We start from the raw sequence: 17,760 nt of genomic DNA on the forward strand, positions 1-17,760 counted from the left end.
GTCCATGCATTTCATCGGCATGCTGGCCTTCACCGTGTTCGCGCGCGGCCAGTTCGATGCCGTCACCACGGTGGTGTCCATGCTGCCCAGCGTGCTGGCCTCGTGGATTGCGCTGGGCCTGCTGATGCGCAGCGAGGTCAGCCGCACCGCCCTGGTGGTGGGCGGGGTGCTGGTGGGCGCGGGCATTGGCGCCATGCACTACATCGGCATGGCCGCGTCGCAGTGGGCCAGCGTGATGCGCTACGACCCCTGGGGGTTTGCGGCCTCGGTGCTGGTGGCGGTGCTGCTGGCCATTGTGGCGCTGTGGGTGCGCTTCGGGCTTGGGCGGGTGCTGCACTGGCGCGCGCCGTTCCTGAACGGGGCGGCCGGCGCGGTGATGGGCCTGGCGATTGCGGGCATGCACTACACGGGCATGGCGGCGCTGCGCTTCACCGATGAACCCGATGCGCTGGAGCTGCTGGCTGCCACCGGGGGCACACCGCTGGCCCTGGGCGTGGCGGTGGTCGCGGTCGTGATCGGGCTGCTGGTGGTGGCCATCAACGCGGGCCTGCGCTACCGGCAGATGTTCATCCAGGTGCGCCAGAGCGAATCGCGCCTGCGCGCCATTGCCGAGACCACGGTGGATGGCATCGTGATGATCGACGCCCGGGGCGTGGTGCAGTCGTTCAACGCGGCGGCCGAGCGCATCCTGGGCTGGCCGGCCGATGCGGTGGTGGGGCGCAACGTGTCCATGCTCATGCCCGAGCCCGACCGCTCCCAGCACGATGGCTACCTGCGCAAGCACCTGGCCGGGCAGGGCGGCAGCATTGTGGGCGCCAACAGCCGCGAAGTGCAGGCGCTGCGGCGCGACGGCACGCTGGTGCCCATCCGCCTGTCGGTGGGGCGCGTGCAGCTCGATGGCGATCCGCTGTTCGTGGGCTTCATCGGCGACCTGAGCCAGCGCCGCGCCATGGAGCAGGAGCTGCAGAACAGCGAGCAGCGCCTGCGTTCGCTGATCGGCAACATTCCGGGCGTGACCTTCCGCTGCCGCTACGACGCGGACTGGAGCATGCTGTTCATCAGCGACGCCGTGGCGGCGCTCACGGGCTGGCAGCCGCAGGATTTTCTGGAGGGCCGCGTCAACTTCACGCAGCTCACCGTGCCCGATGAGGTGCCGCGCCTGTGGAACGAGGTGTCGGCCGCCATCGCGCTGCGCCGCCCGTACCACGTGGAGTTCCGCCTGGTGGACCGTGAGGGCCGCATGCGCTGGGTGTCCGAAAGCGGGCGCCCCATGGTGGGCGAGGACGGCGAGGTGCAGTGGATCGACGGCGTCATCATGGACATGACGGTCTTCAAGGAGCGCAACGCCGAGTTCGAAAGCACCGTGCGCGCCATCGACCGCGCGCTGGCCGTGGCCGAGTTCGACCTGCAGGGCCACGTGATCACGGCCAACGCCAACTTCCGCGAGCTCATGGACTACCGGCTTGACGACATCTTGGGCCAGCACCACCGCATGTTCTGCGAGCCGGCCTACGCCCAGAGCGAGGCGTATGCGCAGTTCTGGGCGCAGCTGCGCGCTGGCCAGCTCGAAGGCGGCGAATACCAGCGCCTGGGCCGGGGTGGGCGGCGCATCTGGATCCAGGCCACCTACAACCCCATCTTCGACGCGCAGGGGCGGCCGTTCAAGGTCGTCAAATTTGCCACCGACCTGAGCCAGCGCCGCGCGATGGAGCAGGAGCTGCGCGCCGCCAAGGATCGCGCCGAGCAGGCCGCCGCCGCGCGCAGCACCTTCCTGGCCAACATGAGCCACGAGATCCGCACGCCCATGAACGCCATCATCGGCTTCACCGAGGCCCTGCTCGACAGCCCCATGGACGCCCAGCAGCGCCGCCACCTCGGGACCGTGCAGCACGCGGCGCGCTCCATGCTGCGCCTGCTCAACGACATCCTGGACACCGCCAAGCTCGAAAAAGGCGCGGTGGAGCTGGAGATCGCCGACTTCTCGCTGCAGGAGGTGTGCGACCAGATCCTGGCCTCGCTGCGCATCCACGCCGCCAAGAAGCGGCTGGAGCTGCAGTGCCTCACCACCCCACAGGTGCCACCCTACCTGCGCGGCGACGCACTGCGGCTGCAGCAGGTGCTGCTCAACCTGCTGGGCAATGCACTCAAGTTCACCCAGCGCGGCCATGTGCAGCTGCGGCTCGACTACCAGGATGGCATGCTGGTGATGGCGGTGGAAGACACCGGCATCGGCATCGCCGCCGAGCACCTGGACCGCATCTTTGACCCCTTCGCGCAGGCCGACGCCTCCACCACCCGGCAGTTTGGCGGCACCGGCCTGGGCACCACCATCTCGCGCCAGCTGGTCGAGCTGATGGGCGGGCGCATCAGCGTGCGCAGCACCCTGGGCGTGGGCACCACCTTCACCGTGAGCCTGCCGCTGCCCCCGGGCCAGGCCCCCGAGGCCGTGGCCGCCACCAGCCACGCCGTGCAGCTGCCCCCGCTGCGCGTGCTGGCGGTGGACGACGTGCCCGCCAACATCGAGCTGCTGCAGATCCATCTGGACAAGGGCCGCCACCAGACCACCGTCGCCCGCGATGGTGAAGAGGCCGTGCAGGCCTTCCGCACGGGCCGCTTTGACGTGGTGCTGATGGATCTGCAGATGCCCGGCATGGACGGCCTGGAGGCCACGCGCCGCATGCGCGCGTTTGAACAGGAACAGCGCCGCAAACCCGTGCCCGTGATCGCGCTGTCGGCCAGCGTGCTGGAGCAGGACCGGCGCAACGCGCGCGCCGCCGGCATGGACGGCTTTGCCAGCAAACCCCTGGAGCCCGCGCGCCTGTTCCGCGAAATCGCCCGCGTGCTCCAGCTGCAGCCCGAGCCCGCCACCTCGGGCTGGGGCGGCCTGACGGCGGCGGCGTCGTCATCGTCGCTGGCCAGCCTGGCCCCTGCGCCCCAGCCCACGGCGCAGGTGCCGGCGCAAATGCACCAGGCCATCGACTGGGAGCGCGGCACCCGCCTGTGGGGCCAGCGCACGCTGCTGCGCGACGCGATTGCGCGGTTCGTGGCAGAGTACGAGGCCACCCCCGCTGCGCTGCAGGCCCTGGTGGCCCAGCCCGACCTGGACGGCGCGCGCGCCCTGGCCCACCGCCTGCGCGGCGCGGCCGGCAACCTGGCGCTGGCACCCGTGCAGACCCTGGCCCAGCGCATCGAAGCGGCAGCGCGTGCGCTGGACCCCACCGCCCTGGGCCCGCTGGTGGCCGCACTGCCCGCCGCCCTGCAGGCCGTGCAGCAGGCCCTGGCCCTGGAGTGGGAGGCCGCCGCCACCCCCGCGCCCGGGGTGGGCCAGCACGCGCCGCTGGCGCCCGCGCAGCGCGCCCAGGCCCATGCCGCCGCCCAGGCGCTGCAGCAGGCCCTGGCCCGCTCCAACTGGCCCAATCGCCCCTGGACCTGCTGGCGCAGCTGCTGCCCGGCGATGCCATGGAGCGGCTGCAGGAGGCCATCGACACCTTTGACTTCGACCAGGCGCTCGCACAGCTGCAGCAGCTGCGCACGCACTGGATCGATGCGCCCACGGAGGACACCGCATGAACCCCGCCCCCGACCTGCGACCCCGCCTGCTGCTGGTGGACGACGAACCCACCAACCTGCAGGTGCTGCGCCACATCCTGCAGGCCGACTACCGCCTGCTGTTTGCCACCGACGGCGAACGCGCCCTGCAGGTGGCGCGCGAGCAGCGGCCCGACCTGGTGCTGCTCGACATCATGATGCCGAACATGGACGGCTATGCCGTGTGCCGCGCGCTCAAGGCCGACGCCGCCACCGCCGCCATCCCGGTGATCTTCATCACCGCCCTCACCGACAGCCAGGACGAAACCGCCGGCTTCGACGCGGGCGCGGTGGACTACATCACCAAACCCGTCAGCCCGCCCGTGGTGCGCGCGCGCGTGCGCACCCACCTGTCGCTGGTGCGGCTGGACGAGTTGCGCGAAACCCGCCTGCAGATCGTGCAGCGCCTGGGCCGTGCGGCCGAATACAAAGACAACGAAACCGGCATGCATGTGATCCGCATGAGCCACTTCGCCCAGCTGCTGGCGCTGGCCGCCGGCTGCAGCCCCGCCTGGGCCGAAGACCTGCTCAACGCCGCGCCCATGCATGACGTGGGCAAGATCGGCATCCCCGACGCCGTGCTGCGCAAGCCCGGCCCGCTGGATGCCGACGAGTGGGCCACCATGCGCCGCCACCCCGAAATCGGCGCCGAGATCATTGGCGAACACCCGGCGGGCCTGCTGCAGCTGGCCCGCGAGATCGCACTGGCCCACCACGAGAAGTGGGACGGCAGCGGCTACCCGCTGGGCCTCGCGGGCGCGGCCATCCCGCTGTCGGCGCGCATCGTGGCCATTGCCGACGTGTTCGACGCCCTCACCACCCGCCGCCCCTACAAGGAGCCCTGGCCCGTGCAGGAGGCGCTGGACCACATCGCTGCCCAGGCGGGCCAGCACTTCGACCCGGGCCTGGTGCCGCTGTTTGCGCCGCTGTTGCCGCAGCTGCTCGAAGTGCGAGCCCGCTGGGCCGACTGAGAAGGTGCAAGGAACGATGGCATGACCGCATGGACTTTGCAGCGCCGCCAGTTTGTGGCGGGCGCTGCCGCCCTGGCCACGGCCGCCCTGGGCGGGTGTGAGCGCACCGCGCCGCCTTTGCTGGGCGGCTTCACCGGCATCGCCATGGCCCGTGGCCACCAGCTGCGCGACCTGCTGACAACCGGCACCCTGCCTGCCCCCGCCGTGGTGCGGCGCGCGCAGGTGGTCATTGCGGGCGGCGGCGTGGCCGGGCTGGCGGCCGCGCGCGCGCTGCGGCTGGCGGGCGTGGAAGACTTTGCGCTGCTGGAGCTGGAGGACAGCCCCGGCGGCAACAGCCGGGGCACCGTGGTGGGCGGCGTGCCCTGCCCGCAGGGCGCGCACTACCTGCCCGTGCCCGGCGACGACGCGCGCGAGGTGCAGGACCTGCTGGAAGAACTGGGCGTGCGACAGCGCGTGGCTGGGCGCTGGCAATACGACGAACGCCACCTGTGCCACAGCCCCCAGGAGCGCTTGTTCTTCGAGGGCGAATGGCAGGAGGGCCTGCTGCCCGTGCAGGGCGTGGGCGAGGCCACGCTGGCGCAGTACCGCCGCTTTGCCCAGGCCGTGGACGCCGAGGCCCGCGCCGCCCCGTTCTCGATGCCGGCCCTCAAGCGCTGGAGCGCAAAACAGCCGCTGGCGCCCGCCCATCAGGCGCTGGATGCTATTACTTTTGATGATTGGCTGGCCGCACAGGGGCTGGATGACGCGCACCTGCGCTGGTACCTCGACTACTGCTGCCGCGACGACTACGGCGCGGGCGCCCACCGCGTGTCGGCCTGGGCGGGCATCCACTACTTTGCCAGCCGCCACGGGTTCCACGCGCCTGGCGAGGCCGTGGACGAGGCGCGCGAAAGTGTGCTCACCTGGCCCGAGGGCAACGGCTGGATCACCCAGCGCCTGGCCGAGCCGCTGCGCTCGGGCGGCCAGTTGCGCACCGCCACCAGCGTGCTGCGCATCAGCGAAGGCCGCCACGGCGTGGAGGTGGATGCGTTCAACCATGCCAGCGGCAATGTCGAGCGCTGGGTGGCGCCGCAATGCATCGTGGCGCTGCCCGTGCTGCTGGCGGCGCGGGTGGTGCAGCAGCCCCCCGTCTTCCTGCGCGACGTGGCGCAGCGCCTGTCGTGGGCGCCCTGGCTGGTGGCCAACATCCACATCGGCCGCCCGCTCACCGACCGCCCCGGCGCCGCGCCTGCTTGGGACAACGTGCTCTATGCCGACCCCACGCCCGGCGGCCTGGGCTATGTGAACGCGGGCCACCAGCGCCTGGACCCGCGTGCCGCCCTCACCGGCCCCACCGTCCTCACCTACTACCAGGCACTGGGCGATCTGCAGGGCGGCCGCCAGCAGCTGGCCACCCAGCCCTGGCAGCACTGGGCCGATGCCGCGCTGGCCGCCCTGTCCGTGCCCCACCCCGAGCTGCGCGAGCGCGCCACGCGCGTGGACATCACCCGCTACGGCCACGCCATGTCCATTCCCACGCGGGGTGTGCAGCAGGTTCTGAGCCAAATCGGCCTGCAGGGCCGGTCCAGCAAGCGCAAGCCGCTATTCAATGCAGAGCGCGCGCCCTGGATTCCCACGCCCACCACCGCGCGCCTGGCGTTTGCGCACAGCGACTGGTCGGGCTACTCGGTGTTTGAAGAAGCCTTCACGCGCGGGCATGGCGCGGGCCTGGTCGCGGCAGCGGGATAGGACGCCCATGGCCCTGGCCCTTCACATCCACCTGGGCCGCCAGGAGCTGTGCCTGCTCGATGGCGGCGTAGTGCAGGCCCGCTATGCGGTCTCAACCGCACTCCACGGCGCGGGCGAACGCAGCGGCAGCGGGTGCACGCCCCGCGGCCTGCACCGCGTGCGCGCCAAGGTGGGCGCGGGCTGCGCGCCCGGCACGGTGTTCGTGGGGCGCCGGCCCACGGGCGAGTGCTATTCGCCCGCGCTGGCCGCCCAGCAGCCGGGCCGCGACTGGATCCTCTGCCGCATCCTGTGGCTTGCGGGCTGCGAGCGCGGCGTCAACCGGGGCGGCGATGTGGACACGCTGCGCCGCTTCATCTATATCCACGGCTGCCCGGATGGCACGCCGATGGGCCGGCCCGCCTCGCACGGCTGCGTGCGCATGGCCAATGCCGATCTGGTGGACCTGTTCGACCGGGTGGCGGTGGGCACGCCGGTGCGCATCGAAGACGGAGCCGGGTGCCCCGGTGCCATGGAGGGACCCGCATGACCGCACAGGATGGGCATGGCAGCGCCACAACGCCCACGCCGTCGCTCAACCGGCGCTTCCTCGTCTTTCTGGGCCCGCTGGTGCTCACCAACATCCTGCAGGCGCTCACCGGCACGGTGAACCATATCTACGTGGGGCGGCTGCTGGGCGCGGGGCCGCTGGCGGCCGTGGCCTCGTTCATGCCGCTGTTCTTGCTGCTCAGTGCCTTCATCTTCGGGCTGGGCACGGGGGCGTCCATCCTCGTGGGCCAGGCCTGGGGCGCACGCAACCCCGCGCGGCTGCGTGCGGTGGCGGGCACCACGCTCTGTGCGGGCCTGTTGCTGGGCCTGGTGCTGTCGGTGGGGGGCCTGCTGATGGCCCCGTGGCTCATGGCCGCGCTGGGCACGCCCGCCGACGTGCTGCCCCAGGCGGTGGCCTATGCGCGGGGAATGATGGCGCTGTTCCCGGTGCTGTTCACCTCCATGCTCGTGGCCGCGCTGCTGCGGGGCATGGGCGACACGGTGACGCCGCTGCGTGCGCTGATGGTGTCGCTGTGTGTCACGGTGGTGTGCGCACCGCTGTGCATCCAGGGCGTGCCCGCCCTTGGGCTGCCGGCGCTGGGCATCCTGGGGGGCGTGGCCGCGCTGCTGCTGGCCACGCTGTCCTCGCTGGGCTGGACCGCCTGGCACCTGCGGCGGCGCGCGCATGTGCTGGCCCCCACGCGCGCGCTGGCGGCGCAGTTGCGGCTGGATGCCGCCTTGCTGCGCACGCTCGTCCGGTTGGGTGTGCCCACGGGGCTGTTCTTCATCACGGGTTCGCTGGCCGACCTGGGCCTGCTGAGCCTGGTCAATGCCCATGGCTCGGCCGCTACGGCGGCCTGGGGGGCCGCCAGCCAGGTCATGTCGTATGTGCTGTTCCCCGCGATGGCCGTGGCCATGGCCGCGTCGGTGTTGGCCGCGCAGGCGATCGGCGCGGGCCAGGGGCCGCAGGTGGCGGCAATCACGCGCGCCGGCATGCGCATGAACCTGCTGCTCACGGGCACGCTGGCCGTGCTGGTGTTCGCTGCCGCGCCCTGGGTGGTGGGCCTGTTCGTGGCCGACGCGCGGGTGATCGACATCGCCGCGCGTGTACTGCACATCACCGTGTGGGGCGCCGTCTTCTTCGGGCTGGCCAGCGTGTATTCGGGCGTGATGCGCGCCAGCGGCACGGTGCTGGTGCCCACCCTCCTGTCGCTCGGTTGCCTGGCCTGCCTCATCGTGCCGCTGGGCTGGGTGCTGGGGCGCCAGTTCGGCCTGGTGGCCACCTGGGCGGCCTACCCGGCCACCTACCTCGCGGCACTGGTGCTGCAGGGGCTGTACTTCCATGGCGTGTGGCGGCGCCAGGCCTTGCAGCGCATGGTGTAAACAAAAATGGCTGTAGCGCTTGATGGATAAGCGCAAGCAGCTATCAAAAGGAGAGTGACCTTGGGGCCCGGCGTTGCACGCGACCATGCGGTCGTCACAGCCCCGTCACGCGCAGGCGGCATCGTGGCCGTTTTACTTTCTGCCCCAGCCACCATGTCCCGATTCTCTGCCCTGGCCGCCTGCGCCGCGCTGGCGTGTGCCGCCGCTTCCCTTGCCTCCTCTGCGAATGCCCAGCAGGCCTACCCCGCCACGCTGGCCGGCCACGCCGTGCTGCCCGCGATGACGCTGATCCCCGCCCCCAAGGACGCCCCGCAGGACCTGCAGGTCAGCGGCAAGTTCACCACCCCCCGCCGCGTGGAGGCCGTGGGCACGGTGATGGGCCAGTCCGGCGGGCGCGACACCGGCATCGCGCTGCCCTTCAAGGGCCAGCCCCTCCAGGGCCACTCGGGCATCAAGCGCATGGCCGACGGTTCGTTCTGGATCCTCACCGACAACGGTGCGGGCGCCAAGGCCAACTCGGCCGACTTCATGCTGTACCTGAACCACTACGCGGTGGACTTTCAAAGCGGCCAGTTCCAGCGCCGCCAGACCGTGTTTTTGCACGACCCCGACAAGAAGGTGCCGTTTCGCATCACCCACGAAGGCACGGACCAGCGCTACCTGACCGGCGCCGACTTCGACCCCGAGAGCTTCCAGTTTGCAGGCGGCGCGCTGTGGATCGGCGAGGAGTTCGGCCCTTACCTCATCAAGGCCGACCTGAGCGGCAAGGTGCTGGGTGTGTTCGAGACCCAGGTGGACGGCAAGGTGGTGCGCTCGCCCGACGCCCCCGGCGTGCTCATGCCCGGCGCCCCCGATGCCAAGCCCACACCGTTCGAGGTCAAGCGCTCCAAGGGCTTTGAAGGCATGGCTGCCTCCAAGGACGGCAGCAAGCTCTATGCGCTGCTCGAAGGCGCGCTGTGGAACGAAGCGGCCAAGGCCTACGAGAACGTGGGCGGCAAGCAGGCCCTGCGCGTGCTGGAGTTCGACGTGAAGAGCGAGCAGTGGACGGGCCGCCACTGGAAGTACGTGCTGGAGGCCAACCACCACGCGATCGGCGACTTCAACATGATCGACGGCACCACGGGCCTGATCATCGAGCGCGACAACGGCGAAGGCACGGCCGACAAGGCCTGCCCCGAAGGCCAAAAGCGCACGGATTGCTTCCACGACCTCGCGAAGTTCAAGCGCGTCTACAAGGTCGAGATGAGCGAGGCCAACGTGGGCGGCGAAATCCGCAAGATCGGCTACATCGACCTCATGAACATCCAGGACCCGAAGCGCCTGGCGAAGAAGCCACTCAACAACGGCGTGCTCACCTTCCCCTTCTTCACCATCGAGAACGTGGACGTGGTGGACGGCACGCACATCGTGGTGGGCAACGACAACAACCTGCCCTTCAGCAGCAGCCGCGAGCCCAACAAGGCGGATGACAACGAGCTGGTGCTGTTGGAGGTGGGCGAGCTGCTGCGCGCGAAGTAGCCGGAACTTGGGTCGCCCATGGGCTGGAGAGGTGGGACAAGCTGGGGCAGGGCCGCATCCCACGGCCGCGCCACCCCCCACCGTTCGGGCTGAGCCTGTCGAAGCCTTGCGCCGGGCTTCGACAGGCTCAGCCTGAACGGCTGTGGAGGGCTTGACCCCGGAGCGCAGCGCTGCGCCGTACTCGGATGGCAAAATCCGCCTTTGCCCATTCACGGGCTCAACCGCCCCTCCCCACCATGTTCACAGGCATCGTCCAAGCCACGGCAGGCATTGCCGCCATCCACGACCGCGCAGGCCTGCGCACCTTCACGCTCGATTTCCCAGAGGGCTTTTGCCAGGACCTGGCCATCGGCGCCAGCGTGTCCACCGACGGCGTGTGCCTCACGGTCACCGAGATCCTCTCGCCCACGCAGGCCAACTTCGACGTGATGCTGCAGAGCCTGAACATCACCACGCTGGGCAGCTACCACCAGGGCGACCGCGTGAACGTGGAGCGCGCGGCCAAGGATGGCGCCGAGATCGGCGGCCACCCGCTGTCGGGCCATGTGGACTTCACGGGCACGCTGGTGCAGCGCCGCGAGTTCGACAACAACCTGGTGTGGCGCGTGGCCGTGCCCGAGGCGTTTCGCCGCTATGTGTTCGCCAAGGGCTACATCGCCATCCACGGCGCCAGCCTCACGGTGGCCGAGGTGAACCGGCAGGAGGGCTGGTTCGAGATCTGGATGATTCCCGAAACGCGCCGCGCCACGGTGTTTGAACACAAGCAGGTGGGCGACGCGCTCAACATCGAGATCGAGCGCAGCACCCAGGTAGTGGTGGACACCGTGCGCGAGGCGGTGCAGGAAAGCCTGGGCCGCCTGCAGCCCGTGCTGGAGGCTCTGCTCAAGGAAAAGGGACTGTCGCTCGACGACTTCGTGCAGGCGCCCGTGCTGCCGCACTGACCCGATGGCTCCCCCGTCCCTGGTGGTGCGCCCGCTGGCGCTGAGCGACCTGGCCGATCTGCTGGCCGTGCAACTGGCCTGTTACGGCGAAGGCTTCGTGGAGAGCGGCGAGGTGTTTGCCCGCCGCCTGGCCAGCCCGGTGAACTGTTCGCTGGTGTTGGAACGGGACGGCCGGGTGTGCGCCTACCTGGCGGCCTACCGCTCGCGCCTGCACAAGGTCACGCCGCTGCACGGCGATTTCGGGGCTCCGCACGCCCCCTCGGGCGCCCTCCCCGGCGACCTCGACACGCTGTACCTGCACGATATGGCCGTGCTGCCCGCGCTGGCCCGCCAGGGCCTGGCCCCGGCCCTGCTGGCGCCCCTGTGGGAGCGCGCGCGGCAAGAGGGGTTGCGCCACACGGCCCTGGTGTCGGTGCAGGGCTCGCAGGGCTACTGGGCGCGCCACGGGTATGCCGAGCAGGCGCTGGCGGACGGGGTGCAGCGCCAGCACCTGGCCAGCTACGGCGACGGTGCCACGTACATGGTGCGCAGCCTCGGCCCCGGCGGCTGACACCGGGGCAGGTGGCCCCGCCGCTGACTGCGGTTACCCCGCGCTGATGCCCCCGGCCTGCGCGCCCTCGTCCACCACCCAGTCGCGGAAGCGCCGCAGCGCGGGGTCGATCAGAGCCTCGGGCCGGTAGACCAGGCGATAGCCCAGGGGCGCGTCCACGGGCGGCACCTGCAGGCCCACCAGGGCGCGGGTGGCCAGTGCGCGCGCGACCCTGGTGCGCGTCGCCAGCGCAAAACCCTGCCCCGCCAGGGCCGCCTCCAGGGCGCCACCGGCGCCCGCGAACACCACGCCCTGGCCGCTGTCCACCCGCGCCAGGCCCTGGGCGCGGCACCACAGGCGCCAGTCGTCGCGTTGCCCGTCGTGCAGCAGCCGGGGGCCGGTGATGTCCGCCAGCTGCGCCCAGGGCCGGGGCGCCACCAGGCGCGGGCTGCACACGGGCACCAGGTCGTCGTCCAGCAGCCATTCGGCATGCAGGCCCGGGTAGGGGCCCAGGCCATGGCGCACCGCGAAATGCATGTCCTCGGCCAGCAGGTCTACCGCGCGGTGGGTGCTGTTCACGTGCACGTCCAGCTCGGGGGCATGCTGCAGAAACAGCTGCAGGCGCGGCACCAGCCACTGGGCCGCGAAGTCGGGCGTGCAGCTCACCCGCACCACGCGGCGCGCACCGGCGGCCAGCCGGGCGGTGGCGTGGCCGATGCGGGCCAGCGCCTCGCCACAGGCCGCCTGGTAGTCCATGCCGGCGGGCGTGAGCGCCAGGCCGCGGGGCAGGCGCTCGAACAGCGCACAGCCCAGGAAGGCCTCCAGGCGCCGCACCTGCTGCGACACCGCGCCGGGGGTCACGTGCAGTTCGCGCGCGGCCTCGCGCACGCTGCGGTGGCGTGCCGTGGCCTCGAAAAAACGCACGGCGATCAGCGGTGGGAGTTTCATTGGATTTTTCCCGGACTGTTCATGAAAACTAAACGGTCGTAGAGGATAAATCGTTTGCCAGCGATGAACATATTTTCAACAATAGCCACCCAGTTCCCGTAGCCCATTGACCGACCTTCCAGGTGCCACCATGCCTTTGCCCAGTTTCCTGCGACTTGTTCTTCTGGCGGCCCTTTGGGGCGGCAGTTTTCTGTTGATGCGCGTGGCCGCGCCCGTGCTGGGCGCCCTGCCCACCACCTTTGCGCGCGTGCTGCTGGGCGCGGCGGGGCTGGCCCTGCTGCTGACGGTGCTGCGCCTGCGCCCGCGTTTTGGGGGCAAGCTCGGCGCCACGCTGGTGCTGGGGGTGGTGAACTCGGGCATCCCCTTCCTCATGTTTGCCATGGCCGCGCGCAGCCTGCCGGCGGGCTACAGCGCCATCCTCAACGCCACCACGCCGCTGATGGGCGTGCTCATCGGCGCGCTGGCGTTTGGCGAGCGCATCACGGCGGCGCGCGTGGGCGGGGTGGTGCTGGGCATGGCCGGCGTGGCCGTGCTGGCCCAGGCGGGGCCGGTGGCGCTCACCCCCGAGGTGCTGGGCGGCATGGGGGCCTGCCTGGTGGCCACGGCCTGCTACGGGCTGGCGGGCTTTCTCACCAAGCGCTGGATCACCGAGCGCGGCGGGCTGGACAGCCGCACCGTGGCCCTGGGCAGCCAGATGGGCGCGGTGCTGGTGCTGGTGCCGGTGGTGGCCTGGGAGCTGCTGCGCCAGCCGGCGGCCGCCAGCACCTGGCTGGCCGCGCCGGCGCCCGTGTGGTGGGCGCTGCTGGCGTTGGGCCTGCTGTGCACGGCCCTGGCCTATGTGCTGTATTTCCGGCTCATCGCCGATGTGGGGCCGCTCAAGGCGCTCACCGTGACCTTTCTGATCCCGCTGTTCGGCGTGGCCTGGGGCTGGCTGCTGCTGGGCGAGCCCGCCACCCTGGCCCATGGGGCTGGGGGCAGCCTGATTGGTGCGGCGCTGTGGCTGGTGCTGCGCCCCGTGCCGGCGGCACCCGTGGCGCTGCAGGGGGCCCGCTGAAAAGCCTGGGTCACAGGGCGTGGTCATAATGCCCGCCATGCCCCACCGCTGGAAACCCAACGTCACCGTGGCCGCCCTCATCGAGCGCGACGGCCGTTTTTTGCTGGTCGAGGAAGAGACCACCGATGGCCTCAAGCTCAACAACCCTGCAGGCCACCTGGACCCGGGCGAATCGCCCATCCAGGCCTGCGCGCGCGAGGTGCTGGAAGAAACCGCCCATGATTTTGTGCCCACGGCGCTGATCGGCGTGTACCTCAACCGCTTCACCAAGACGCGCACGGGCGACGACCTCACCTACATGCGCTTTGCGTTTGCCGGCACGCTGGGCACGCACCATGGCTGGCGCGCGCTGGACACGGGCATCGTGCGCACGCTGTGGCTCACGGCGGACGAAATCCGCGCCTGCCCCGAGCGGCACCGCAGCCCCTTGTTGCTGCGCTGCCTGGAGGACTACCTGGCGGGCCAGCGGTTTCCGCTCACGCTGGTGCATACCGACATCTCGGTCACCGAACCCGCGGCCCAGTAAGAGCGGCTAACAAAACTCTTCTGGCGTCGTTGCCGCGTCTTGTCGTACTACTCGTACTGCCTGCGACGCAGCGCCTAGCCAGAACCGCTTCGCTGAGTTTTGTGAGCCGCTCTCAGCGCATCAACGCTGCGGAGAGCCCGTTGTGCGGGCGCAAGGCGGTCCGGCCTCACTCCACCGTGAGTTTGCGCTCCCTGATGATGGTGGCCCACTGCGTGGATTCCTTCTTCATGAAGGCCGTGAGTTCGGCGCGCGTGGTGGGCTGGGGCGTGAGGCCGTGTTTGTTCAGCGCCTCCTTCACGCCCGCATCATGAAGCACCTTCACGATCTCCTGGTTCCAGCGGTCCAGGATGGCGGGCGGTGTCTTGCCGGGGGCGACGAAGGCATACCAGTTCAGCGCCTCGAAGCCCGGGTAGCCCGACTCGGCCACGGTGGGGATGCCCGGCAGGTAGGCCGGCCGCGTGAGGCCCGTGGTGGCCAGCGGGACCAGCTTGCCCGTCTCGACATGCGGCAGCGCCGTGGGCGGTGCAGCAAAGTAGGACGTGATGCGCTCGCCCAGCAAATCCTGCAAGGCTGGGGCACCACCTTTGTAAGGCACATGGGTCATGTCGATGCCCGCGCGCTGGTTGAAAAGCTCCCCTGCCAGGTGCGATGCCGAGCCGGCTCCGGTGGAGGCAAAGTCCACGCTGCCAGGCTTCTTCCTGGACAGCTGCACAAACTCGGCCAGCGTCTTCACGCCTGCGCCCTTGTGCACCACCAGTACGTTCGGAAAGTTCACCCCACCTGAAATCGCCGCCAGATCCTTGAACGGGTCGTAGGTCAGCTTCATGAGGTGCGGTGCGATGGTCAGCGGCCCCACCGAGCCGAACAGCAGCACCGTGCCGTCGGCCGCCGCGTTGGCCACGAACTGGTGGGCGATGTTGCCACCTGCGCCGCCCTTGTTGTCCACCACCACCGGCTGGCCGATGTTCTCGCCGAGCTTCTTGGCGATCAGGCGCGCGGCGGCGTCGGCCGCACCGCCGGCGGCAAAACCCACGACCAGCGTGACGGGTTTCCTGGGCGGGAAATCCTGCGCGGCTGCGCCAAAGGCCAGGGGGAGGGTTGCCAGCGCCAGGGCGCCATGCAGCAGGGTGCGTTTCTTCATGGGTGTCTCCTTCATCGTGGACGGTGTTGTGATCGTTGGCTCAGTCCGCGTCCAGCCCGATGGGGTGCGGCTGGCGCTTTTCCACCGCGTGGCGCAGCAGGGCGGCGGTGCGGAAGATGCCGTGCGCGAACTTGCCGTAGGGCAGCGTGGCGAACAGCGCCATCACCGCGCCCAGGTGCAGGCACAGCATCAGCGCCAGGGCCGGCGTGCCGCGCGCGGCCCAGAGCAGCAGGCCGCTGGTCGCGGTGAGGAACAGCAGCGCGATGAAACCCCGGTCCATGGGCTTTTGCGCGGCGTCGCCATGCGCGGGGTGGCGGCGCAGGTTCAGCCGCCACAGGCCCGCGGTGCCGAGGGCCAGGCTCACGCCGCCCGCTGCGCCCAGCAGCTTGGGCAGGCTGGGCAGGTCGTACGGTGCCGCCTGGCCCAGCAGGTAGTGGTACAGCGTGGCGACGCTGGTGGCGGCAAAGCACAGCAGGAAGCCGTAGAACGTGAGGTGGTGGAAGCGCCGGCGCGACAGGGTGGTGGTGTCGTCCTCGTTGTGGCAGCCCTCGCCATGGCCGCCGTCCAGGTATTTCAGGCGCAGCACCGCATCGGCGGCCTCGGCCGTGGCGGGGGCGCTCAAAGGCGCGCCGCTGGTGGCGGGGGTCACGTCGCGCCAGAAGCGGCGCACGCCCAGCGCCAGCGCCAGCGTGGCGAACAGGAACACCGGCGCGAACAGGCCCACCAGCAGGTTGTGCGGAAAGATGCCGTAGAAGCCACCCTGCGGCGTGCTCCACAGCGCCCCCAGGCCCTGCCCGTGTTGCACCACGGCCAGCACCAGGAACAGCGCGAGGCCCGCCGCCAGCGCCAGCGAGAGCGTGAGGCCGTTGCGCTGGTAGAGCCGGCCCAGGGCCGGGGGCCAGGCGTAGTCCACATAGGTCTGGCCGCGCACCTGCGCCATGGCCTGCGGGATGTTCACCGCGAATTCGTGCGGCGGCGCGTACTGGCAGGCATGCAGGCAGGCGCCGCAGTTGTGGCACAGGTTGGCTAAAAAGTGGATGTCCGCCTTGGGGAATTCGAGCCGGCGCGTCATGGCCGGGAACACGGCGCAAAAACCCTCGCAGTAGCGGCAGGCATTGCAGATCTGCAGCTGGCGCGCCACCTCGGATTCGGCGCCCGACAAGGGCAGCGCGGGCACCACGTCGCCGTTGGCCAGCGCCCGGGCATCGCGTGTCAGGGCTTCAAGCGCTTGCATGGGGTACTCCTGTTTTTATAGCTGGTTGCGCTGGGTGGGAAAGCGGTAGGGCCTGTTTTGATGCCAAAGCCGCCTGTGCGCCCGCGATGCGGCCGAAGGCCGTGCCGATGCTCATGCCCACCCCGGCCGTGTAGCCCTTGCCCAGCACATTGCCGGCCATCATTTCGCCGGCGATGAACAGGTTGGGGCTGGGCACGTTGCCAAAACGCACGGCGGCCGTGTCGTCGGTGTGCAGGCCCAGGTAGGTGAAGGTGACGCCGGGTTTGAGGGCGTAGCCGTAGAACGGGCCGGTCTCGATGGGCCGCGCCCAGTGGGTCTTGGCGGGTGTGATGCCGGAGGTAGCGCAGTCGTCCAGCGTGGTGTGGTCGAAGTGGCCCACGCGGCAGGCGGCGTTGTAGCTACCGAGCGTGTGCATGAAGCGGTCCACGGGCAGGCCGAGCTTTTCGGCCAGCTCGGGCAGGCTGTCGGCTTTGACGCCCGGGAACACGGGTGGCATGAAGCGGCCGATGGCCTGGCTGTCGATGACCGAGTAGCCGATTTGCCCCGGCTGCTGCGCCACCAGGCGGCCCCAGATCGCGTAGCGCTTGGGCCAGAAGTCCTCGCCCTCGTCGTAGAAACGCTCGCCCTCGCGGTTCACCACCACGCCCAGCGACACGCAGTCGATGCGCGTGCAGATGCCGCCGTCATACAGCGGCGCGCGCGCGTCGATGGCCACCATGTGGGCCTGCGTGGGGTCGCCAATGCGGTCGGCGCCGTGGTCGTCCAGCAGGTGCCGGAGCAAGGTTCCCTGGTTGTAGGCCGTGCCCCGGATCAGGAAGTTGTCCGACGGCCACTCGCCACGCTCGTTCTGGCCCCAGGCCTCGCGCAGCCATTCGCGGTTGGACTCGAACCCGCCGGCCGCGAGCACGCAGCTCTTCGCCGTGATGCGCTCGCCGCTTTGCAGGTGCGCTGCGATGAAGCGGCCGTTGTCGAGCTCGATGCGCTGCACCGGCGATGCGTAGCGCACCTGCACGCCGAGCCGCTCGGCGCTGCGGTAGTAGGCGTTGACCAGCGCCTTGCCCCCGCCCATGAAGAAGGCATTGGTGCGCGCCACATGCAGCGTGCCGGCCAGCGCGGGCTGGAAGTGCACGCCGTGGCGGCGCATCCAGGGCCGGCAGTCCGACGACGCGCGGATCACCAGGCGCGCCAGGTGTTCGTTGGTCAGGCCGCCGGTCACCTTGAGCAGGTCCTGCCAGAACTCTTCCTCGGGGTAGCTGCCCACCAGCACGTCCTGCGGCGCATCGTGCATGCAGCGCAGGTTGCGGGTGTGGGCCGAGTTGCCGCCGCGCCAGGCGCGGGGCGCGGATTCGAGCAGCAGCACGCTGGCGCCGGCCTCGCGCGCCATGAGCGCGGCGCACAGCGCGGCGTTGCCGCCGCCGATGACCAGGACATCGGCGCTCATGCCCGGCGGTCCCGGGCGGTGTGCCGTGCACGGGCGGGTGAAAGGGGGATGGGGCCCATGGGGTGGTGTCTCCTGGCGGTGTGGCCTGGTCGGTCATCAGGGTCAGGACTTGCGCAAACAAGGAGGCACAACGCAGGTGCCCATGGGGCCAACGCATCGCCTGCACCCGTTTTGCGCAAGTCGTAAGGGTGATGGCGACTGTACGGAGGCACGGGCCCGCCGTGCAGCGGGCT

13 protein-coding genes and 1 pseudogene are annotated in these 17,760 nt (G+C 70.4%); 10 read left to right on the forward strand and 4 right to left on the reverse strand.

Going from position 1 to position 17,760, the window contains the following annotated elements; genetic code table 11:
- Positions 1–19: 19 nt before the first annotated feature.
- The 8 genes and pseudogenes from DBV10_RS07400 to DBV10_RS07435 form a co-directional block, all read left to right on the forward strand.
- Positions 20–3,217 (forward strand): annotated as a pseudogene (locus tag DBV10_RS07400) (PAS domain S-box protein); the annotation flags it as partial.
- 349 nt (positions 3,218–3,566) lie between these two features.
- Positions 3,567–4,559: a two-component system response regulator gene (locus tag DBV10_RS07405; protein ID WP_124512131.1), complete on the forward strand. Its 993-nt coding sequence runs from the start codon at positions 3,567–3,569 to the stop codon at positions 4,557–4,559.
- Between the two features lie 21 nt (positions 4,560–4,580).
- The gene (locus DBV10_RS07410) at positions 4,581–6,287 is read left to right on the forward strand and encodes an NAD(P)-binding protein (protein ID WP_124512133.1); all 1,707 of its coding nucleotides are present in this window, start codon (positions 4,581–4,583) and stop codon (positions 6,285–6,287) included.
- Positions 6,288–6,294: 7 nt separating this feature from the next.
- Entirely contained in the window at positions 6,295–6,813 is a 519-nt protein-coding gene (locus DBV10_RS07415; protein ID WP_199740060.1) for a L,D-transpeptidase, read from the forward strand.
- Complete coding sequence (locus DBV10_RS07420) at positions 6,810–8,195, forward strand: MATE family efflux transporter (protein WP_124512135.1); 1,386 nt, start codon at positions 6,810–6,812, stop codon at positions 8,193–8,195. Before DBV10_RS07415 ends, DBV10_RS07420 begins: the two co-directional genes overlap by 4 nt.
- Before the next feature lie 153 nt (positions 8,196–8,348).
- Positions 8,349–9,713, forward strand: a complete 1,365-nt coding sequence (locus DBV10_RS07425; protein ID WP_124512137.1) for an esterase-like activity of phytase family protein — start codon at positions 8,349–8,351, stop codon at positions 9,711–9,713.
- A gap of 236 nt (positions 9,714–9,949) precedes the next feature.
- Positions 9,950–10,654 carry a riboflavin synthase subunit alpha gene (locus DBV10_RS07430; RefSeq protein WP_124512139.1) on the forward strand — a complete coding sequence of 235 codons (705 nt, stop codon included), beginning with the start codon at positions 9,950–9,952 and terminating at the stop codon, positions 10,652–10,654.
- Positions 10,655–10,658: 4 nt separating this feature from the next.
- Complete coding sequence (locus tag DBV10_RS07435; protein ID WP_124512141.1) at positions 10,659–11,204, forward strand: GNAT family N-acetyltransferase; 546 nt, start codon at positions 10,659–10,661, stop codon at positions 11,202–11,204.
- A 33-nt stretch (positions 11,205–11,237) separates the two neighbouring features.
- Here the strand turns inward: DBV10_RS07435 and DBV10_RS07440 are convergent, their stop codons facing one another.
- Positions 11,238–12,131, reverse strand: coding sequence for a LysR substrate-binding domain-containing protein (locus DBV10_RS07440; RefSeq protein ID WP_124512143.1), 894 nt, complete (start codon positions 12,129–12,131; stop codon positions 11,238–11,240).
- A gap of 130 nt (positions 12,132–12,261) precedes the next feature.
- Here DBV10_RS07440 and DBV10_RS07445 point away from each other — a divergent pair, with 130 nt between their 5' ends.
- Together DBV10_RS07445 and DBV10_RS07450 are read left to right on the forward strand one after the other, a co-directional pair.
- A complete protein-coding gene (locus DBV10_RS07445) occupies positions 12,262–13,185 on the forward strand; it encodes a DMT family transporter (RefSeq protein ID WP_124512145.1) in 924 nt (307 codons plus the stop codon).
- A gap of 37 nt (positions 13,186–13,222) precedes the next feature.
- A complete protein-coding gene (locus DBV10_RS07450; protein WP_124512545.1) occupies positions 13,223–13,711 on the forward strand; it encodes an NUDIX hydrolase in 489 nt (162 codons plus the stop codon).
- A gap of 166 nt (positions 13,712–13,877) precedes the next feature.
- Here DBV10_RS07450 and DBV10_RS07455 read toward each other — a convergent pair whose 3' ends face one another.
- From DBV10_RS07455 to tcuA, 3 genes are read right to left on the reverse strand one after another with little or no spacing between them, the layout of a single operon-like run.
- Positions 13,878–14,852: a tripartite tricarboxylate transporter substrate binding protein gene (locus DBV10_RS07455; protein ID WP_124512147.1), complete on the reverse strand. Its 975-nt coding sequence runs from the start codon at positions 14,850–14,852 to the stop codon at positions 13,878–13,880.
- Between the two features lie 40 nt (positions 14,853–14,892).
- On the reverse strand, positions 14,893–16,086 hold the full coding sequence (gene tcuB, locus DBV10_RS07460; RefSeq protein WP_124512149.1) for a tricarballylate utilization 4Fe-4S protein TcuB: 1,194 nt from the start codon (positions 16,084–16,086) through the stop codon (positions 14,893–14,895).
- The gene (gene tcuA / locus DBV10_RS07465; protein ID WP_124512151.1) at positions 16,073–17,527 is read right to left on the reverse strand and encodes an FAD-dependent tricarballylate dehydrogenase TcuA; all 1,455 of its coding nucleotides are present in this window, start codon (positions 17,525–17,527) and stop codon (positions 16,073–16,075) included. Before tcuA ends, tcuB begins: the two co-directional genes overlap by 14 nt.
- Positions 17,528–17,760: the final 233 nt, after the last annotated feature.

Origin of the sequence: Acidovorax sp. FJL06 (assembly GCF_003852545.1) — a bacterium.
In the GTDB taxonomy this organism is placed as follows: domain Bacteria; phylum Pseudomonadota; class Gammaproteobacteria; order Burkholderiales; family Burkholderiaceae_C; genus Acidovorax.